Annotated in this window: 14 protein-coding genes and 3 pseudogenes; 16 read left to right on the top strand and 1 reads right to left on the bottom strand. The window is 36.1% G+C overall.

The genetic code is table 11. The features are described 5' to 3' along the window. Positions 1–248: 248 nt before the first annotated feature. The 11 genes and pseudogenes from JCM19043_RS03695 to JCM19043_RS15935 all read left to right on the top strand — a co-directional run bounded on the left by JCM19043_RS03695 (position 249) and on the right by JCM19043_RS15935 (position 13,509). Complete coding sequence (locus JCM19043_RS03695; RefSeq protein ID WP_082394396.1) at positions 249–1,970, top strand: sensor histidine kinase; 1,722 nt, start codon at positions 249–251, stop codon at positions 1,968–1,970. 3 nt (positions 1,971–1,973) lie between these two features. Next, positions 1,974–3,488 carry a response regulator gene (locus JCM19043_RS03700; RefSeq protein WP_062320095.1) on the top strand — a complete coding sequence of 505 codons (1,515 nt, stop codon included), beginning with the start codon at positions 1,974–1,976 and terminating at the stop codon, positions 3,486–3,488. 148 nt (positions 3,489–3,636) lie between these two features. Then, positions 3,637–4,959: an ABC transporter substrate-binding protein gene (locus tag JCM19043_RS03705; RefSeq protein WP_062320097.1), complete on the top strand. Its 1,323-nt coding sequence runs from the start codon at positions 3,637–3,639 to the stop codon at positions 4,957–4,959. Positions 4,960–5,083: 124 nt separating this feature from the next. Further along, on the top strand, positions 5,084–5,869 hold the full coding sequence (locus tag JCM19043_RS03710) for a carbohydrate ABC transporter permease (RefSeq protein ID WP_231631382.1): 786 nt from the start codon (positions 5,084–5,086) through the stop codon (positions 5,867–5,869). Further along, the gene (locus JCM19043_RS03715; protein ID WP_062320100.1) at positions 5,866–6,696 is read left to right on the top strand and encodes a carbohydrate ABC transporter permease; all 831 of its coding nucleotides are present in this window, start codon (positions 5,866–5,868) and stop codon (positions 6,694–6,696) included. Before JCM19043_RS03710 ends, JCM19043_RS03715 begins: the two co-directional genes overlap by 4 nt. Positions 6,697–6,706: 10 nt before the next feature. Next, positions 6,707–7,991: pseudogene (locus JCM19043_RS03720) on the top strand (glycoside hydrolase family 125 protein). A 19-nt stretch (positions 7,992–8,010) separates the two neighbouring features. Beyond that, positions 8,011–9,401, top strand: a pseudogene (locus tag JCM19043_RS03725) (glycoside hydrolase family 1 protein). Next, positions 9,394–9,699 carry an ROK family protein gene (locus JCM19043_RS18045; protein ID WP_062320102.1) on the top strand — a complete coding sequence of 102 codons (306 nt, stop codon included), beginning with the start codon at positions 9,394–9,396 and terminating at the stop codon, positions 9,697–9,699. The pseudogene JCM19043_RS03725 and the gene JCM19043_RS18045 overlap by 8 nt, the downstream one beginning before the upstream one ends. Further along, a complete protein-coding gene (locus tag JCM19043_RS03735) occupies positions 9,683–10,294 on the top strand; it encodes an ROK family protein (protein ID WP_062320105.1) in 612 nt (203 codons plus the stop codon). Before JCM19043_RS18045 ends, JCM19043_RS03735 begins: the two co-directional genes overlap by 17 nt. 128 nt (positions 10,295–10,422) lie before the next feature. Next, positions 10,423–11,328, top strand: coding sequence for an ROK family protein (locus JCM19043_RS03740; protein WP_062320107.1), 906 nt, complete (start codon positions 10,423–10,425; stop codon positions 11,326–11,328). A gap of 667 nt (positions 11,329–11,995) precedes the next feature. Further along, positions 11,996–13,509: pseudogene (locus JCM19043_RS15935) on the top strand (IS3 family transposase). A gap of 350 nt (positions 13,510–13,859) precedes the next feature. Here JCM19043_RS15935 and JCM19043_RS03755 read toward each other — a convergent pair. Beyond that, entirely contained in the window at positions 13,860–14,654 is a 795-nt protein-coding gene (locus JCM19043_RS03755; protein ID WP_197274729.1) for a MurR/RpiR family transcriptional regulator, read from the bottom strand. A gap of 243 nt (positions 14,655–14,897) precedes the next feature. Between JCM19043_RS03755 and JCM19043_RS03760 the strand changes: the two genes are divergently transcribed. From JCM19043_RS03760 to JCM19043_RS16720, 5 genes are read left to right on the top strand one after another with little or no spacing between them, the layout of a single operon-like run. Further along, complete coding sequence (locus JCM19043_RS03760; protein ID WP_062320116.1) at positions 14,898–16,220, top strand: 6-phospho-alpha-glucosidase; 1,323 nt, start codon at positions 14,898–14,900, stop codon at positions 16,218–16,220. Between the two features lie 14 nt (positions 16,221–16,234). Then, entirely contained in the window at positions 16,235–16,819 is a 585-nt protein-coding gene (locus JCM19043_RS03765) for a hypothetical protein (protein ID WP_062320118.1), read from the top strand. Next, entirely contained in the window at positions 16,816–17,787 is a 972-nt protein-coding gene (locus JCM19043_RS03770; protein ID WP_062320120.1) for a DUF3604 domain-containing protein, read from the top strand. Before JCM19043_RS03765 ends, JCM19043_RS03770 begins: the two co-directional genes overlap by 4 nt. 18 nt (positions 17,788–17,805) lie before the next feature. Then, positions 17,806–19,023 (top strand): PTS transporter subunit EIIC, encoded by a 1,218-nt coding sequence (locus JCM19043_RS03775; protein WP_062320121.1) that lies wholly within the window; start codon positions 17,806–17,808, stop codon positions 19,021–19,023. Beyond that, positions 19,014–19,172, top strand: coding sequence for a hypothetical protein (locus JCM19043_RS16720; protein WP_197274730.1), 159 nt, complete (start codon positions 19,014–19,016; stop codon positions 19,170–19,172). The genes JCM19043_RS03775 and JCM19043_RS16720 overlap by 10 nt, the downstream gene beginning before the upstream one ends. The last annotated feature ends 49 nt before the right edge of the window (positions 19,173–19,221 follow it).

Raw genomic sequence — 19,221 nt, forward strand, 5'->3', positions numbered from 1 at the left:
ATTGTTTGTTCAAATGCCTGACTCTCTATAGCGAATAATAATGAGCTAGAAAATCTTTGGGAATCTTAGAGAAATTTTAGCTTTTTTAAATGATTAAGCTGATTTTTTGAAACTAAGCTGAGTCTGTACATAATGTAATCACCTCAAGATTAATGTGATAAGTTAATTGAGTGTAGTGCAACCCAAGCTTGTGTTATTTGATTGTATGGTTTACTATATAGAAAAATTAGCACCATACATATTGTTTAATGGAGATGATTATCTTGAAGTTTTTCAAGAAAAATAGCTTGCAATCTCGTATCTTTATATTTACCTTGATCTTAGTTCTAATACCATTGTTACTGATTGGATTAGTGACTTATTCAAACTACAAAGATTTGGCCATTACTAACCTCATTAATTCTAATAAAAGTACAGTAACTCAAATTAACGAGAATTTAACTTTTATTTTAGAAGATATTCATGACCTGTCTTTGTTTGTGATACAAAGCAATCAGGCCCAAAATTTATTACAAAATAAAGATGATAACGAAAGTTTTTCTTTTCAACAACAAAAACGAGAAGTAGAAGAGTTATTGGTCCACCTTATTGGCTCTAAAGATTTTATCAAGTCTATCCACATTGGTACAAACCGTTCTTTGTTAATTGATACAAATAGATCGGGCGCTACTTTGAGTGAGGAGCAATATAAGACGATATTAAATTTAAATGGACAAGCCCATTATTTTATTGATGCTGAGAGTGGGCTGTTTACATATTCTCGAATTATTAAAAATTTGCAAGATATCACCGAACCTGTTGGTTATATTAGCATTCATTTAGATATAGATTATTTAAATAGTTTGTTGACAACTTATAATAAAGATTTACATGAGAATTATTATTTGATTCACGACAATCAGCAGGTTGTTTTATCAAGAGAAAGCAGGGATCTACCACAACAGAATGATAAGGTTTTTCAGGATGTAGTGCCGTTAACTAAAGAAATTTCTATCGATAACTATGACTATATTCAAACAATAAGCCAATTGGAAAAATACCCCTTTAGACTTGTTCATCTTATTTCTCTTGAGCAATTACTTCAACGAAATGTCGTTGTACCTCGATTAGTTATCGGATCCTTACTTGTCAGTTTGTTTGTCTGTCTGATTGTCGCCTTTTATTTCTCTAGATATATCGTAAAACCAATTAAGGGTCTAGAATTACTAATGAAAGAAGTTGAAAATGATAACTTAAATGTATCGTTTACTGAAAAAGGCACGGACGAAATTAACCAATTAGGATCTGGCTTCAATGCTATGCTGAAAAGAATTAAGTTTTTAATTGAAAGAGTCTATCAAGTTGAAATTAAGAATAAAGACGCCGAATTAAAAGCTTTAACCGCACAAATTAACCCCCACTTTTTATACAATACTTTGGATACTATTTATTGGATGAGTTATTCAGAGGGGAGTGAAAAATCAGCGGAGATGGCTTACTCTTTATCACAACTGTTTCGCATGATTTTAAAAGAAGAAGGTTCGGTGACGACGGTAGAGAATGAACTTTCTTACGTTACCCACTACTTAAAAATCCAGGAAGTACGCTATCAAGGCATGATTAACTTTGACATTGATGTTGAACCAGGTATTGAAAACTATAAAACCGTAAAAATGGTAATTCAACCACTCATTGAAAATGCGATTACACACGGTATTGAACACCGTGGTCACGGAAATATTTCTATTCAAATTAAAACGACCGATCACTATTTAGATATTAAAGTTGAAGATGACGGGGTTGGTGCCGATATTACTAAATTGTTGGCGCTGTTGGATGATATCAGGTTTAAACAGGATATGAAAGGTTATGCCCTACGAAACATCAATGATCGGATTAGATTAAACAATGGCGTAGATTATGGTTTGATCTTTTTAACGAATAAAAATCAAGGCTTAACGGTTATTGCTAGACAGAAGAAGGAGGTGTAAGCATTGAAGATTTTAGTTGTAGAAGATGAACCGATGATTAGACAAGGGATTGTCGCAGCTATTAAACAGATGGATGAACACGATGTTTTTGGTGCGTCAAATGGCCAAGTTGCTTTAGATATAATGGACAAAGAAGCACCAGATATATTAATAACCGACATTCGTATGCCGGTCATGGATGGTTTTGAATTAATTCAAGAAACGTGTAAAAACTTCCCTAAAACAAAGATGATTATCTTGAGTGGTTATCAAGACTTTCAATATGCCCAAAAAGCAATACAATTTGGTGTGAAAGAATATTTAACAAAACCTGTGGGTTTTCCAGATTTAGTGCGCTCATTAAATAAAGTGACCAATCAAATTTTAGGCGAGCGAACACGCCAAAGTTTTTATAAAGAAAATAAAGTATTACTGCAGCGAGAATGGCTCAGAACCATTATGCAATCGCAAACAGACTTGACAAGCTTTCAACTTCAAACCGCTAAAAAATTAGGGATTCATTTTGATGGGCCATTCTTCCGTGTTGTATCAATGGAGTTTGACCAACCTGTTGCTAGAAATGAAGGAGACCATCTCCTACAATTCATTAAAGGAAGCGCGCACTCTTTTTTTCCTTCTGAATATGAAATAGCGGTGGTCATAAATGTACCAGATGTAAAAATAAAAGAAATTAAAGGAAATTTTGTAAGCGCTTTAAATTATACTAAAGCGAAAGACTATACGATTACAATCGGTGTAAGTTCTGTCGTTGGTTCAAGAGAAAAACTAGCGATCCTGTATACTGAGGCGGTCGATGCAAGAAGACAAAAGGTTTATTTTGGAGAGAACAAAGTATATGAGGTATCTGATATGCCGCATGAAGATGAGCAAGATCACTTGCCAGTTATTTCTGAGGAAATAACTATAGCCATTATGGATTGCTTAAAGAATTGTGATCTAGCAAGGTTAGAACAAAAAATCGATCAGGTATTTCAGATGTTTGTAAAAGAGCGCTATTCTTTAACTAAAGTGCATCAGTGGGCGGTACGTATACTTATTCGTTCTTATATTGAATTGGACCGAGAGGAAGAATTAGCTCAACTCGATCAGACGGAAATCTTCGCTTTAAATAACACTGTAATGAAAATTCAAGTGACACTGGTTCATGCATTTAAACATTTATTGAAAAAACGAGAGGCGGAGTCAACAAGTACACGCTTTAACCTTGTAAATCAAACAATCGATTATATAAAAGAACATTACCAGGAAGAATTAGCGCTTGAAGTCTTAGCCAAACAAGTCTTTATTTCCCCAACATATTTAAGTAAAATTTTCAAAAAAGAAAAAGGCGTATCACTTATTACGTGGTTAAATGATTACCGAATAGAACAGGCGAAAATCACGATAAAAGAACAACCGGCTTGGCCGATGTATCGCGTGGCAGCTGAAGTGGGCTTTAAAGATTACAAATATTTTGTGCGCGTATTTAAAAAGAAGACCGGTGACTCTCCAACGGAATTTAGAAATAGAAGAAAATAAGTCATTTTTTTGAGAAGTTAAGTTGTTACTTACTTCTCTTTTTTTGATGATAGACAAAAATGGAGAACATTTCACAAGAACGTGTAACGTCAAAAGAATTATGAGGCGGTATAATCAAACTATAAATTAATTCTTAGGAGGAATAAAAATGAAAGCGTTTATTTTAAAGCTCACTTTATTTGTTGCTATTGTCAGTCTACTTACTGCATGTGGAAGCGGGGATGATAATGCAACCGGTTCTGAAAATCAAGACGGTGATGATGTAAGCATTTCACTTATGCACTATTACAACAAAGAATTAGGGGAACCAGCACCAACGGCTCAATTAGAAAAATTAGATGAGTTTGCCGCTAACAACCCAGATGTAACAATTAACCAAGAAATTCAGTCACATGATAATTACGAAACGAAAGTTAAGACACTAGCAGCTGGTGATGAATTACCAGATGTATTCCTAATTAAAGGTTCAATGACGCAACAATTTTTAGAAAACGAACAAGTCATGAACTTAGATGCGTTTTTGAATGAAAATGATGGTTGGCAAGATCAATTTGTTGATGGAACACTTACGCCGTTCCAAGTAGATGGTAGTGCTTATGGCGTGCCAATTTCAGGCGGTGCGACGCATATCGTTTATTATAATCAAGCAATCTTTGATGAAGTAGGTATTGAAGCATTCCCTGCAACATGGGATGAGTTCTTAGCAGCTATCGATACATTAAATGAAAATGACGTGACCCCAATCGCTCTAGGAAACAAAGGCAAGTGGGTACTTAATTCAAGTTATTTAAGTACGCTAGGCAACCGCTATACGGGTGATGAGTGGTTCAATAACATTTTAGCAAACAATGGTGAAGCAGCCTTTACTGATCAACCATTTATTGATGCACTCGGTGCAATTAATCAATTAGCTGATAGAGGTGCTTTTAATGAAAATATGAACAGTATCGATAACAGTGAGCAACAAGCTATGTACATGAACGGTAAAGCAGCGATGTTTATTGAAGGCGACTGGGCGGCTGGTTCTATTTCAAGTAATGCTCCAGAAGACGTATTAGAAAATACACATGTAGCTATTTTCCCAGCGATTGATGATGCTGGTGGAAACCAAAATACCGTATCAGGTGGCGGTGGTTGGGCTTATGCCATCAACGCTGATGTTACAGGAGAAAAACTTGAAGCAATTAAAGACATGATTTATCACCTAACGAATGAAGATGCTGGAAAACTTATTTTGGAAAAAGGTCAAATGCCAGCAATTAAAGTATCAGGTACGGAAGACATGGACTTAGGTAGATTAACACGCGAAATCTTAGAATTACTCGAAGATAATAAATATGTACCTATCTATGATACGATCTTAGAGCCTGCTTTAATTGAAGAAATGAACAACAACATGCAAATCATGGTCATTGATCAAGTGACACCAGAAGAAGCTGCGGAGAATATTCAAAAAGTATATAGTAAATAATCTTTACATTTGAGGGGATAAAATGAAAACAAAAAGTGCAATAAAGCCTAGAAATTCTAAGATTTATTTATACCTTTTACCTGGATTAGCTATCTACGCTTTTGTCGTACTAGTTCCACTTGTTATGGCATTAAGATATAGTTTCTTTGATTGGTCAGGTGGACCGAATATGGACTTTATCGGTTTAGACAACTTTGTAGCACTCATTCAAGATGATGTGTTCTGGCAATCGTTCCGAAATAACTTATTTATCATTATTATGAGTATTATCGGTCAAGTTGGGATTGCTTTCTTAATTGCTGTCTTATTAACAAGATCATGGGTAAAGTGGAAACAGTTTCACCGAACGGTTATTTTCATCCCCAATGTACTAGCCGCTGTTATTATCGGTTTTTTATGGTCAATGATTTACAATCATGATTATGGTTTATTAAATTATAGTCTGAATGCTGCTGGTCTTGAGTCATGGATTTCTCCATGGCTCGATGACCCGAGTATTGTTATGACCTCAGTTACGATTCCGATTGTGTGGCAGTTTGTTGGGTTTTATTTAATTATCTTTATGTCTGCGATGCAAAATATTCCAGATGAACTATATGAAGCCGCCAAAATAGATGGTGCAACAAGTTGGAAGCAAACATGGCATATTACGATGCCTATGCTAAAGAGTACATTTAGAGTAGCCATCATGCTCTGTATTGCTGGAAACATGAAAGTGTTTGATCATATCTTTGTTATGACAGGCGGCGGGCCGGGTAGCAGCTCAACTGTTATGGCACAATATGCGTACGACGTATCATTTAATCGTTTTGAATTAGGTTACGGTAGTGCTGTATCTATCGGTATGTTAGCACTTAGTCTTGGACTTATTCTCATCAGTCAAATAATAGGAAGGGGAGAAAAAGAATGAAATGGCTCACACCTTTAGGTAAAACGATTGTAAATATACTATTGCTGATGTTTTCTTTATCTGCCGTCTTCCCTATTATTTGGATGCTCTATTCGTCATTTAAAACACAGAAAGAATTCACATTAAATACGATTTCTTTACCTGAAACGTGGCAATTCTCCAATTATATTGAAGCGATTCAGGTTGGTAAATTACATGAGTACTTTTTTAATAGTGTGTATATTAGTTTATCATCCGTATTCTTAATCATCTTCTTAGGTTTTATTATTGCATATATGATTGCAAGATTTTCTTTCCCAGGAAGAAAAGTGATTTATATATTATTTATGTTTGGTATGTTGATTCCAATCCATGGCTTACTAGTCCCTATTTTTATTGAATTTAAAAATGTCGGGCTATTAAACAAACCGTACACACTTATTTTGCCTTATGTCGCCTTCGGTTTGCCGATTGTGATTTTCTTATTTGAATCGTTTATTAAACAAATTCCAAAAGAAATTGATGAGGCCGCAATCATGGATGGTTGTACAACTTTTCAAGTTATTTTTAAAATTATTTTCCCAGTTGCCTCACCCGTCATTGCAACAGCAGTTATTTTAAGTTTCTTAACAGCTTGGAATGAGTTCCCGTTTGCGTTAGTACTTATTCAAGACGAAGCGCTTCGAACCCTTCCTGTTGGTTTAACGAACTTTAATGGTCAGTACACAGTAAATTATCCGCAAATGATGGCAGCGATGTCAATCACGGTATTGCCAGTCTTACTGATTTACTTAGCATTCTATAAGAAAATTATCCAGGGTATGACAGCGGGATCTGTGAAAGGTTAAAGGTGAAAAAATGAAGCAATATCCAGAAATTATTCAAGATGTCATGGATGAAGTCCATATACAATTAAAAAATGAACCGAAATTACAACAGCTATTTACAAATTGTTTCCCGAACACACTTGAAACAACGACCAAACGTTTAGCTGACGGGACAACTTTTGTTTTTACAGGTGATATTCCGGCGATGTGGCTACGAGATTCAGCTGAACAGGTCGCTCATTATTTGCCCTTTTTAACTAAAAGTGACGAACTACAAGAACTAATCAAAGGGTTGATTAAGCGCCACTTGTTTTATATTAACCACGATCCTTACACGAATGCATTTAATGAAGAAGCAAATGATCAGCACTGGAATAAAGCAGATAAATCGGTGCTCACACCATGGATTTGGGAGCGAAAGTACGAAGTCGATTCGGTCTGTTTCTCACTAAAGCTAATCTATACCTACTGGAAAGAAACAAGTGATGACAAGGTCATTGATGCAACGTTCTTAAGAGCACTGGATAAGATTATTTCAATGTGGGAAATAGAACAATATCACGACAAAAAATCTTCATATACTTTTGAACGAGATGATTGTCCCGATATAGATACTTTGTCTAATAATGGAAAAGGAACACCTGTGAATTATACAGGTATGACTTGGTCGGGCTTTCGACCAAGTGATGATGCATGTGAGTATCATTACCATATTCCTGACAACATGTTTGTTGTTGTTGTCCTTGGCTATGCGTTAGAAATGATCTCACACCTTGAAGGTGAAGATATTTTAATAACACGGATGCAACGACTACAAAAAGAAGTTCAGCGAGGCATTGAAAGTTATGGTATAGTACATCACCCAGAATTCGGGAAAATTTACGCCTATGAAACAGATGGATTTGGCAACCATGTGTTAATGGATGATGCCGGAACTCCTAGTCTGCTTTCTGCACCTTATTTAGGCTATTGTCGTGTTGATGATGAGATTTATCAAAATACACGTAAATTTATTTTAAGTGAAGGTAACCCGTATTACTATGAAGGCACATATGCCAAAGGTCTTGGAAGTCCGCATACGCCGGAGCTATATTTGGCCAATTGGTCTGTCAATGCAAGTTTTAACTGAACAAGACCCTATAAAGATAAAAGCGCTTATAGATACTTTGGCTTCGACTGACGCTGGAACAAACTATATGCATGAAGGTTTTGATGCGAATGATCCTTATCAATATACCCGTGAATGGTTTGCGTGGTCTAATAGTTTGTTCTCGCAAGCATTGCTCTATGCACTTGAAAAGAAAGTATTTGATTAATTTAGAAGGATGATCATGAATGGTTCATTATGATTTCCCTCCCGAGTTTTTATGGGGAGCAGCATCTTCTGCGACGCAATCTGAAGGAACGGTAGCAGGTGACGAAAAAGCAGAAAATATTTGGGACTACTGGTTTAAAACGAACCCTGAAAAGTTCTATCATGGTGTAGGTCCTAGTATCACATCTGATTTTTACCAACAGTTTGAAGAAGATATTCAGAGAATGAAAGACATTAACTTTAATTCGTTTCGGACATCAATTTCATGGTCGCGGCTACTTCCAGATGGTGAACACGTTAATCCAGAAGCAGTGACCTTTTATAATCATGTTATTGATCGATTAATTGATGCAAAGATTAAGCCGATTATTAATCTGTTTCACTTTGATATGCCGATGCACTTACAAGAAAAAGGTGGGTGGGAAAACCCTGATATTATTAAAGCTTTTTCCTATTACGCAGAACAAGCCTTCAAGTTATTTGGGGACCGAGTGATGATGTGGACAACGTTTAACGAGCCTATTGTGCCAGTGGAAATGGGTTATCTCAATACATATCACTATCCTGCGGTTATTGATATGAAACGGGCTGTTGTTGTTGCTTATCATTCAATGCTCTCAAGTGCAAAAGCGATAGAAACGTATCGAGAACTTAAGTTAGACGGTGAGATTGGAATTATTTTAAACTTAACCCCCTCTTATCCTAAGAGTGAAAGTGAAGCAGATATTAAAGCGGCTCATTTAGCTGATTTATTCTATAATCGAAGCTTCTTAGACCCCTCTGTGCTCGGGGAGTATCCAGAAGAGTTAGTTCAACTTATTGATGAGTACGCCCTCTTGCCTGAAAGAATTGCAAATGATGCGGAGCTATTAGCATCTAACACGGTTGATTTTTTAGGTGTCAATTACTATCAACGCGCCGGGTAAAAGCAAAAGAAACAACGGATCAACTCGAACATATCACACCAGAAAGCTTTTTTGATTATTATGAAGACCCTAATCGTCGAATCAATCCGCATAGGGGTTGGGAGATTTATGAAAAGGGTATGTATGATATTGCGATGAACATTAAACAAAACTATCACAACATCCCGTGGTACATTTCGGAGAATGGTATGGGTGTATCTGGTGAAGAACGCTTTATCAACGATGACGGAATGATTGAAGATGATTACCGCATTGAATTTTATGAAGAACATTTAAAGTGGCTTCACTTAGCAATGCAAGAGGGAGCCAATTGCTTTGGCTTCCATACGTGGACATTCATTGATAACTGGTCATGGTTAAATGCATATAAAAATCGGTATGGTTTTTACCGGCTTAATTTAGAAGACCAGACACGCCACATGAAAAAGAGTGGTTTATGGTTTAAAGAACTCGTAAAAAGAAATGGGTTTGACACCAATGAGTGATGTATTAGCAATTGATATTGGTGGAACAAATATCAAAGTCGGCCTTGTTGATAACAAGAGCCAATTATCACAGCAACAATCTTACCCAACACCTACACTATTTGCTGATTTTACGATGCTATTAAATACAATCAAACAAGCCTATGTACCACATGATTACCGCGGTGTGGCGGTTAGTAGTCCAGGTATACCTTTATCTAGCGGGATGATTGGAGCAGATAGTGCGGTACCGTATTTACATGAACATAACATTTTGAATCTGTTTAAAAGAACTTTTTCACTTGCCTGTAACAATTGAAAATGATGCTAATTGTGCTGCACTGGCAGAAATATGGAGTGGAAATGCTCGAACAGAAAAAAATGTGGCAACATTAATTATTGGAACGGGTATTGGTGGTGCTATTATTCAAGACCGGAAGATCTTTCATGGTAACCATCACCATGCAGGTGATTTTGGTTATATGCTCTTTCCGACTGAGACCGGAGAATTATCAGTATTTAGTCGTTTAGCTTCGACTTCTTCAATCATTCGTTATGTCGCTAAGAAGAAAGCTGAACCCGTATCTTCTTGGTCAGGAGAAAAGGTATTTGAGCTTGCTAAAGCGAAAGACCCGATTTGTCAAGAAGCAATTGACCGCTTCTATTCAATGTTATCGCTAGGTATTTATAATATTCAGTACGTCTATGACCCAGATGTCATCTTAATTGGTGGTGGGATTAGTTCGCGAAAAGAATTATTAGATGAGTTGAGAAGTCGTTTAATCACTATTCAAACAGAGACACCAGAAAAACTCGTGGTGCCAAAAGTGATGGTTTGTTATCATAAAAATCATGCTAATTTACTCGGAGCTGCCTATCACTTTATGATTTCAGGAGAGGTAACTGACAAGTGATTCGTTTTTTTAGAACAACATTATGACATAGACATCATTACGTCAGGATTAAGATGATAGCTCATGTATGGCTATGGTCCTTTTTCTGACGTTTCTGTTTATACTATAATAATAAAGGATGTGGCGAGATGTACGCGGTTGGTATTGATATTGGTGGAACCAAAACAGCACTAGCGATTGTAGACCAAAGTGGAAAGATTCTTTCTCGAACGAAACTTGTAACAGATACGAGCATAGACCCTTCACGGATGATTAAAAGCATAATTGAGACTGTAAAACAGATGTTAGTTGACCATGATATTAAAGAAGAGATGCTGGCTGGCATCGGTATAGGGGCGCCGGGTCCGTTGGATATTTCTTGTGGCATGATTACTTATCCACCCAACTTGCCACTTTGGCGCAATGTTTCGATTGTTGCTGATTTTAAAAAGCAGTTTAATGTCCCTGTTCGCTTGGAAAATGACGCCTCTGCTGCAGCGGTTGCAGAGCATCATCTAGGTAACGGAAGAGGGCATAAGGATATTCTTTATGTGACGATTAGCACTGGTATTGGTGCAGGTATTATCTCAAATAATCAATTACTATCAGGCAACAAAGGAAATGCTGGGGATATTGGTCATATGGTTGTCGATCCTAGCTTTGGTGAATGCACATGTGGCCAACTTGGTTGTTTTGAACATGTATGTTCAGGGACAGCTATTAGTCGAGAAGCTTCAAAGATTAAAGGTATAACGATCTCTACTGCTGAAGCTTTTAGTCTTTATAAAGAGAAAGATGAAGAAATCACCCGGTATTTAGACGTAGTGATTAACCGAATGGGAATGGCGGTTACGGCTATGATTAATACACTTGACCCGGAAATTATCGTTATTGGTGGTGGCGTCAGTCAAGCAGGGGAAACGCTATTCCAGCCTATTCGTGATTATGTTAAGCAGTTTACTTTAAATCGAGATGCGAGTGATACTCCTATTGTACCTGCTGAATTAAATCAAGAAGCAGGTGTTATTGGCGCAGCTTTACTTATGTTTGAATAAAACGTCTTTAAATAAAAATCATCGTGTACACATAGGAGTATCCTTGTAAGGAACTAAATACCAGAGAAAATCAATGGATTGAAGAATGCAAAAAAGAAGTCCCTTTGGTACGATTAATGTCATTGATGACCTCTAATTCAAATACTAAAAGGAAACCTCCACAAGAGATTTTACACAAAATTAACGCTTAATGTAAATTACATAAAATAAGTGTATGTGTCAAGTTGATCTCGATTAGATTGTCAAATAAAGATTTAAGTGCGCGTTTTTTTCCGATTTCAGCATTTTTTTGCTACTGTACTATCGTTTGCTGCCTGCATTCCCAGAATTTATAACGAGGTGGTAATTGTGAGAATAATCTATCAAATCAATAAACAAACGGGGATCTATGAGGATTTAAAAGCCATCTTTCCTTCTCGCTATAAACAGATACTATCAATTGCATATTGCTTAATACTTGAAGGAAATAATTCTTTAAGTCATTTTTTGCATTGGTGGAAACTGCACCACCATTTGTTTAAACAAGATATAGCCTCTTAGAGAAGCAGTGATTTATTTCAACAGATTGATGAGGAAGGTCGTATAACCTTCTTGAATATTGCGGACAAAAAGAGCCACTTGGAGGTGTGGACATAATCTTGGACAACTATAAGACAGGAGAATGTCCATTTACTCTTACGAAGAAAGAATAAAAGCTGTAAAGTTTTACATTAAATACGAGCACTCATTGGCGTCAGTCATTCAGGAACTAGGCTATCCTTCTTCAAAAGCTCTGTACAAATGGTTTAAGGAATATGAAGAGATTGGGGATCTTTAGATAACCTCAACAAGAAAACGTGAATTTACCCATGAAGAAAAACAGTTTGCTGTTAATCACTATATCGAATACGGTCGTAATTATTCGAGAACTGTTCGTATGTTGGGTTATCCCGACAGAAACATGCTTAGTGATTGGTGTAAAGAACTTGCTCCTGAAGCTCGTAAAATCAGGCGCAGTAAGTTAAACTATTCTCAAGAGCAGAAAAAAGAGGCCGTTATCCATCTTGTGAGCCGCAAAACCTCTGTCCAAAAAATAGCTGAGCACCTTCATATCAGTCGTAAAACGCTCTATAATTGGAAAGAAGAGCTCATTGGAGAGGAACTTCCACCAAATATGACTAATATGCCTGATAGCCCTCAACTAGAAGCGTTAAAAAGCGAAGTTGATGTTTTAAAGCGAGAAGTTTATCGACTACGAATGGAAAAAGATATCTTGGAAAAGTCTGCTGAACTCGTAAAAAAGAACGGGGGTATCAATCCAAAACATCTCTCCAACAAAGAAAAAACACGTGTGATTGATGCCTTAAGAATCTTTTATCCATTGGGACTTCTGCTAGAAAATCTCGATTTAGTTAAGAGTAGCTATTTTTACCACAGAAGCCAGTCTAACCTTCCGGATAAATATACTGATCTACGGGTAATGCTTAAGGACATTTTTATTGAAAGTCGTTGTACGTATGGCTATCGTCGTATGTATTAGGTCTTAAAAAACGACATGTTGTCGTTTCTGAGAAAGTTGTTAGACGACTTATGAAGGAAGAGCATCTCATTGTTCGTTCAGTAACTAAAAAGAAATATAGTTCGTATGCAGGTGAAATTACTCCCGCGACATCTAATCTTATTCAACGAAATTTTAAAACTGAAGCGCCTGATGAAAAGTGGTTGACAGACATTACAGAGTTTCGTATTCCTGCCGGAAAAGTCTATTTATCGCCCATTATCGATTGTTTTGATGGGGGCATAGTTAGTTGGTCAATCAGTACACAACCGAATGCGGAGCTCGTTAATAGTATGTTTGATCAGGCACTTGATACACTCTCTGATCATTCAAAGCTAATCGTACACTCTGATCGCGGAGTACACTACAGATGGCCAGGTTGGATTGAAAGGATTAAAACCAACGGTCTGACACAGTCCATGTCTAAAAAAGGATGTTCACCAGATAACTCGGCTTGCGAAGGTTTTTTTGGAAGACTTAAGAATGAGTTTTTCTATGGATTTAAATGGGAAAACATATCAATTGATACATTCATTAAACTACTTGATGATTACATGCATTGGTACAACAATAAAAGAATTAAACTGTCTCTAGGAGGACTCAGTCCGATAAATTATAGAAAGACACTAGGTTTAATTGCATGAAAAAAGTCCAAGAAAACATCCGCACCTCCTACTAATGAAATATCCTAAGCTTAGACCGTCCTATGCGTTCATCACAGGTTTTTGACAAGCATTAAAGGATAGAGATATGCTTGAGTTTCGCGAACTCATTTTATATGAAAAAGATCGACATGATTTATTAACTACATACTTCATTTCAAGGCTACTATCTGATTTCTCACCTACTTTAAACACCATAGAACTTAATGAAAACAATGGCTTCCTAGAAGGTCAAGTTAATCGATAAAATTGCGTAAGAACTTACTTTTTTTTAGCCGTTATACCTTTAAAAACATTTAGTTTAGTTAACATTTTAGACTAAAACCGTTGAGTTATAGCATATCATCATGCACTTCAGATGTTTCTATAGAAGTTGTCGTATTTAATATTTCATGATTATGCAAGTAACGTAAAAATATTTTTTCTAAGATATAATCAATCATTAAATTAGATGCAATGCACTCATTATTCTTAGGTTCATAAATCACAGAATAGTAAGCCCAAAAGTTTAACGCACATAATTTTGATAGCGAATTTTTTGTTATTGACGTTATTGATATTGCCGTTGCTCCGACTTGTTGGGCTTTTTTTGCATATTTAATAATATTTTTACTCTCACCTGAAAAGGATAGAAAGATGATTAATGTATTATTCGATATACCGTTTAAAAAAGCTATTTCAACTTCTTCTTCATTTTGAGGCGAAATAAACTTACTGTCGTAATAATTGAACCGCATAGCCGTAAAATAAGCGCTCGATTTCAACAACCAAGATCCTATTAAATATACTCGATCAGCCTTTTCAATAGCCTCCACTGCTTGAGAAACACTTTGCTCTTTTAATAAATCTGATGTCTTCTTTAAATCTTCAATTAAAAAACTACGAGAAATCTCACCCGAACGTGCTTCATCAATAGTAGTTTTATTGAACTTGATATAAGATTTAAACTCTGAATATCCTGAAAAACCTAACTTTTTTGCTAATCTGAGGATTGTAGCATGTGATACGAAACAATGATCTGCTAAAGTGTTGATTGAGAATGTGTCTACTTTTTCAACATTTTCTAAGACAAAGTTTAAAATTTTATAATCTGTTGTTGAAAGTTTTTCCTCATTTTCTTTAATCAACTTGGATAAGTATTTCAATTCAGCACGCTCCTAGTGATTATATTTAATAAAATTATTATGGCATTTAAAATATAGAGTGTCAATTTGGTATATTTTAAATTCATATATATGTAAAAAAGATAGTTTTTAACGTTAGGTGTGATTTATATCAGTTGAATTAACGCTTTAACTATGATCTCACGATATATTGAAAACGCTTTAAATGCTGTTATGATGAGGTTAACAACACAAAGGAGTGAGGTTATGAAAAAAGTTAACATTACTATAGTTGGAGGGGGAAGCACGTATACTCCTGCACTGCTGGATACGTTAGTTAGATATCAAGACCAAGTGTCTATTGATAATCTCGTATTATTTGATACTGATGAGGCTAGACAGCGGGAGGTGGGAGATTTTGCAGAAGTCTTGTTCAAAGAAAGATATTCATCCGTTAATAACATCAAATGCACTACGAATATTGAAGAAGCTTTTAGTGATACAGATTTTGTTCTAATGCAAATTAGATCAGGTGGATTGGAAATGAGAAAGCATGATGAGAAAATTCCTTTGAGTCATGGTGTGGTAGGACAAGAGACATGTGGACCAGGTGGATTTTCTTATGGTATGCGAACTTTAAAAGACTTCATTGAGATAATTAAAGAAATTAGACGGCAATCTCCAGATGCGTGGATTATTAATTATTCAAACCCAGCAGCTATTGTCGCAGAAGCAACAAAAAGAGAGTTTCCAAACGATCAGCGTTTAATAAATATTTGTGATATGCCAATCGGGATAATGGATGCATTCTCAAATATTTTGGGAGTATCAAGAAAGCAACTATCACCAAGATACTTTGGATTAAATCATTTTGGTTGGTTTACTAACCTGTATGACCAAGAAGGAAATGATCGATTACCAGAAATTAAAGAATACCTTAAACATGACGCGATTCTTCCTACTGAAAAAGCTATGTCGGATGATTCGTGGAAAAAGACATTTGAACAATTAGCTCAAATGACTAATGATTTTGATGGCCCAGTTCCAAATACGTATTTACAGTACTATCTGTATCCTAAGAAGATTGTGAAAGAATCCGATCCTCATCATACAAGAGCGGATCAGGTTATTGCTGAGAGAGAAAAAGAAGTATTTTCGATGATTTCAGCTGTCAAACAGCAAAATTCCACAGAGGATATCGAAATATCTTCAGGGGTACATGGTGACTATATTGTCGATTTAATGACAGCAATCATTAATAATAGAAATGATTTATTTATCATAATGGTTGAAAATAAAGGGGTTATTGAAAATTTACCTTCAGAGGCTATGGTAGAAGTACCATGTTTAGTAAATAGCAATAATATTGAACCCTTACGTGTTGGACCGATTGATACTTTTTATAAAGGCTTAATAGAAAATCAATACGCTTATGAAAAGCTAACGGTAGACGCTTTTTATAATAATTCGTATGACGCGGCTTTAAAAGCTTTAACTCTGAATAGAACAGTAGTAGATACAGACTTAGCTAAAAGTATTTTAAATGATCTTATAGAAGCTAATAACGATGCTTGGCCAAAATTAAATTAAGGGGGAAAATGAGTATGAAGAAAAAAGAATTATTGTGGTCGGATTTCCACTCGAATATCCATCCAAAACAAATTAATGATTTAGAAAACTGGTATGATTTTGCTAAAGAAATGCTTGATTTCTGGGGGGTTGCTTACTATCCGTTCCTTCATCGTAAATCTAAACATGGATTACCTTTAGAGGATACGATTCCTCTAGAGGATATGCAAAAAGATTGGGAATACATTCGTCAATTTGCTGAAGAAAAATCTGAAGACGATTTTACATTCTTTATGGGATATGAATGGCAAGGAAATGGAGAAGATGGGGATCACAATGTTTATTATTTAAATAATGATCAAGATATCCATCATCCAATGACTTATAAAGAATTATTAAATAAAATACCCAAAAGTCAAGCGATGGCCATTCCACATCATACAGGTTATGCAGTAGGCCATAGAGGAAAGAATTGGGCCACTCATGATTATGAATATTCTCCTTTCACCGAGATATATTCTTCGCACGGTTCATCAGAAAGTGACTATGATGACTTACCGATGAATGTTCATATTCATATGGGCCCCAGAGACTCTAAGGGAACAGTCATGCAAGGTTGAAAGAAGGAGCGGTTACAGGGATTATCTGCTCAGGTGACAATCACGTTTGTCCTGCAATTACTGGTAACGGGTTTTTAGCCGTTTGGTCGGAAGATAGATCGAGAGAAAGTATTTTTAAAGCTTTACTCAACCGCAACGTTTATGGTGTAACTCGAAGCCGGATTCAATTAAACTATGAACTTAACGGGGCATTAATGGGTGATTTTATTGAACCCTCTCAAACAAGCGAAGCAAAAGTTGAAGTTAAAGGAACAAATGCGATTGATAGAATTGAATTTATTAAAAATAACGTGGTAAAAGACACATATATTCATAATGGACAATGGGAAGAAGAAACACTGACTGGAAATGTAGTATTTAAGTTTGAGCTGGAACTTGGATGGGGTCCTGATCAGCGAGTGTATCCTGATATTCAAGAAAAGCACTGGACAGGCTCTCTTAAAACCACAGGTAAAATACTAGATATTGAAAAGTTATGGACAACCCCAGGCCAAAGCGTAAGTATGATTGGTGAAAGTGAAGCAGAGTTTGATATCAATACAACGAAGGGTGGATATGGTAATGAAAAATTATCTCAGAAAAACCACCAGACACCTTATATTCAAAATCAATCAATGATATTTGAGATTGAAGCAGATGTTAATTCTGATTTAGAAATAATTATCGATGATAAAACTTACTCATATAAAGTCAAAGATATTTTATCTGAATCTCATTTAATTGGCTTAGTCGATGAGGCTAAAAAATTAGCCAAAGAACGTTTTGATAAAGATAACTTTTATCGCTCAGACCCATTCTGGCACAATGCATATAAGGTTAAGATTCATAGAGGGGTTCCTGCTACCGCTTATGAAGTAACTTATGAGACGGAATTGGGTGAATTGGCACAAGATGATTATGTATTAGTTAAGGTATATCAAAGAAATGGTGAGCGCGCATGGGCTTCACCAATCTGGGTAAAAAACTAATAGAAAAGAGGGGTTCAAATGGCTTTAAACTATAAAGTATTGGCTCAAGATATTATTGAAAATGTTGGTGGAAAAGATAATATTCGAGCAATGGAACATTGCGCTACCCGATTAAGGCTGATGCTAAAGGATGACTCACTTTTTAATAAGGCTGCTATAGATGATATGGATGGAGTGAAAGGTGTACTTCATAAGGCTGGGCAATTTCAAATTATATTAGGAACGGGTACAGTTAATCAAGTCTATAATGAAGCAGAAAAATTAGTAGATGACACGGGTAATGTTAAAGATGAAGCGTATGATGATATGACAGTGGTTCAGAAAATTGTGCGAGTATTTGGTGATATATTCATTCCTATTATTCCAGTAATCATCGCTTCAGGTATATTAATGGGGCTAAGATCGTTTATGGTTAATCTCGGTTGGTTAACTGAAGGTTCATTTTGGTTTGGATTTTCACAAATATTAACTGATACACCGTTCGCTTTTCTTCCAGCTCTTGTAGGTTGGTCTGCAATGAAGCGATTCGGCGGCACGCCAATATTTGGTTTCATCATTGGATTAATGCTCGTCCACAATTTCTTGCCATCTGCAGGCGCGGTAGGGCGCGGGAATTTAGAACCTTTATTTGTTGATTTGTTTGGATTTGAGGCAACAGTCGTAGGTTATCAAGGTTCTGTATTGCCTGTTCTTGGTATCGCGTTTGTGGTAGCGTATCTTGAGAAAAAAATCCGTAAAATTGTTCCGGATGCATTAGATTTAGTGCTAACACCATTTATCGTTATGACTATCGGTCTATTTATTGGCTTATTCATGGTAGGACCTGTTGCACGTATCCTTGAAACAGGTGTTGCAGATTTATTCGGCTTCTTATTTACTTTACCATTAGGGATAGGTGGTTTCATAATTGCTGGTTTGCAGCAAGTGTTGGTTATTACAGGTTTACACCATGCTCTTTGGGTTATAGATATCAATTTCTTAGAACAAATGGGAGAAAATTTATATCAACCAATTCGATCTGCTGCTGTAGCGGGTCAAGCCGGCGCAGTAACAGCTTTTGCTATCTTTGCTAAAGGTAAAAAGATGAAAGCGTTAGCTATTTCTTCCGCTGTTTCAGCGTGGTTTGGTATTACAGAGCCAGCTATTTTCGGTGTTAATTTAATTAACTTCTGGCCGTTTATCTTCGGTTTAATTGGAAGTGCTCTTGGTGGTATGTATTCTTCCTTGTGGGGTTAGCTGGAGATGGAATGGGTATCGCTGTTATACCAGGATTTTTACTTCATTTAGATGGAACAATGTTCCATTATGTTATGGTGAATCTCATCGCTGGTTTAGTACCATTTATCCTTTCAGTCATTTGGATTAAGAAGAAGGGAAACATCTAAATAAATAAGGCAACAGACTGGTTCATCCCAGTCTGTTGATTAGTTTTAG

The organism is Halolactibacillus sp. JCM 19043 (assembly GCF_001310395.1).
Classification (GTDB): domain Bacteria; phylum Bacillota; class Bacilli; order Bacillales; family Amphibacillaceae; genus Halolactibacillus; species Halolactibacillus miurensis.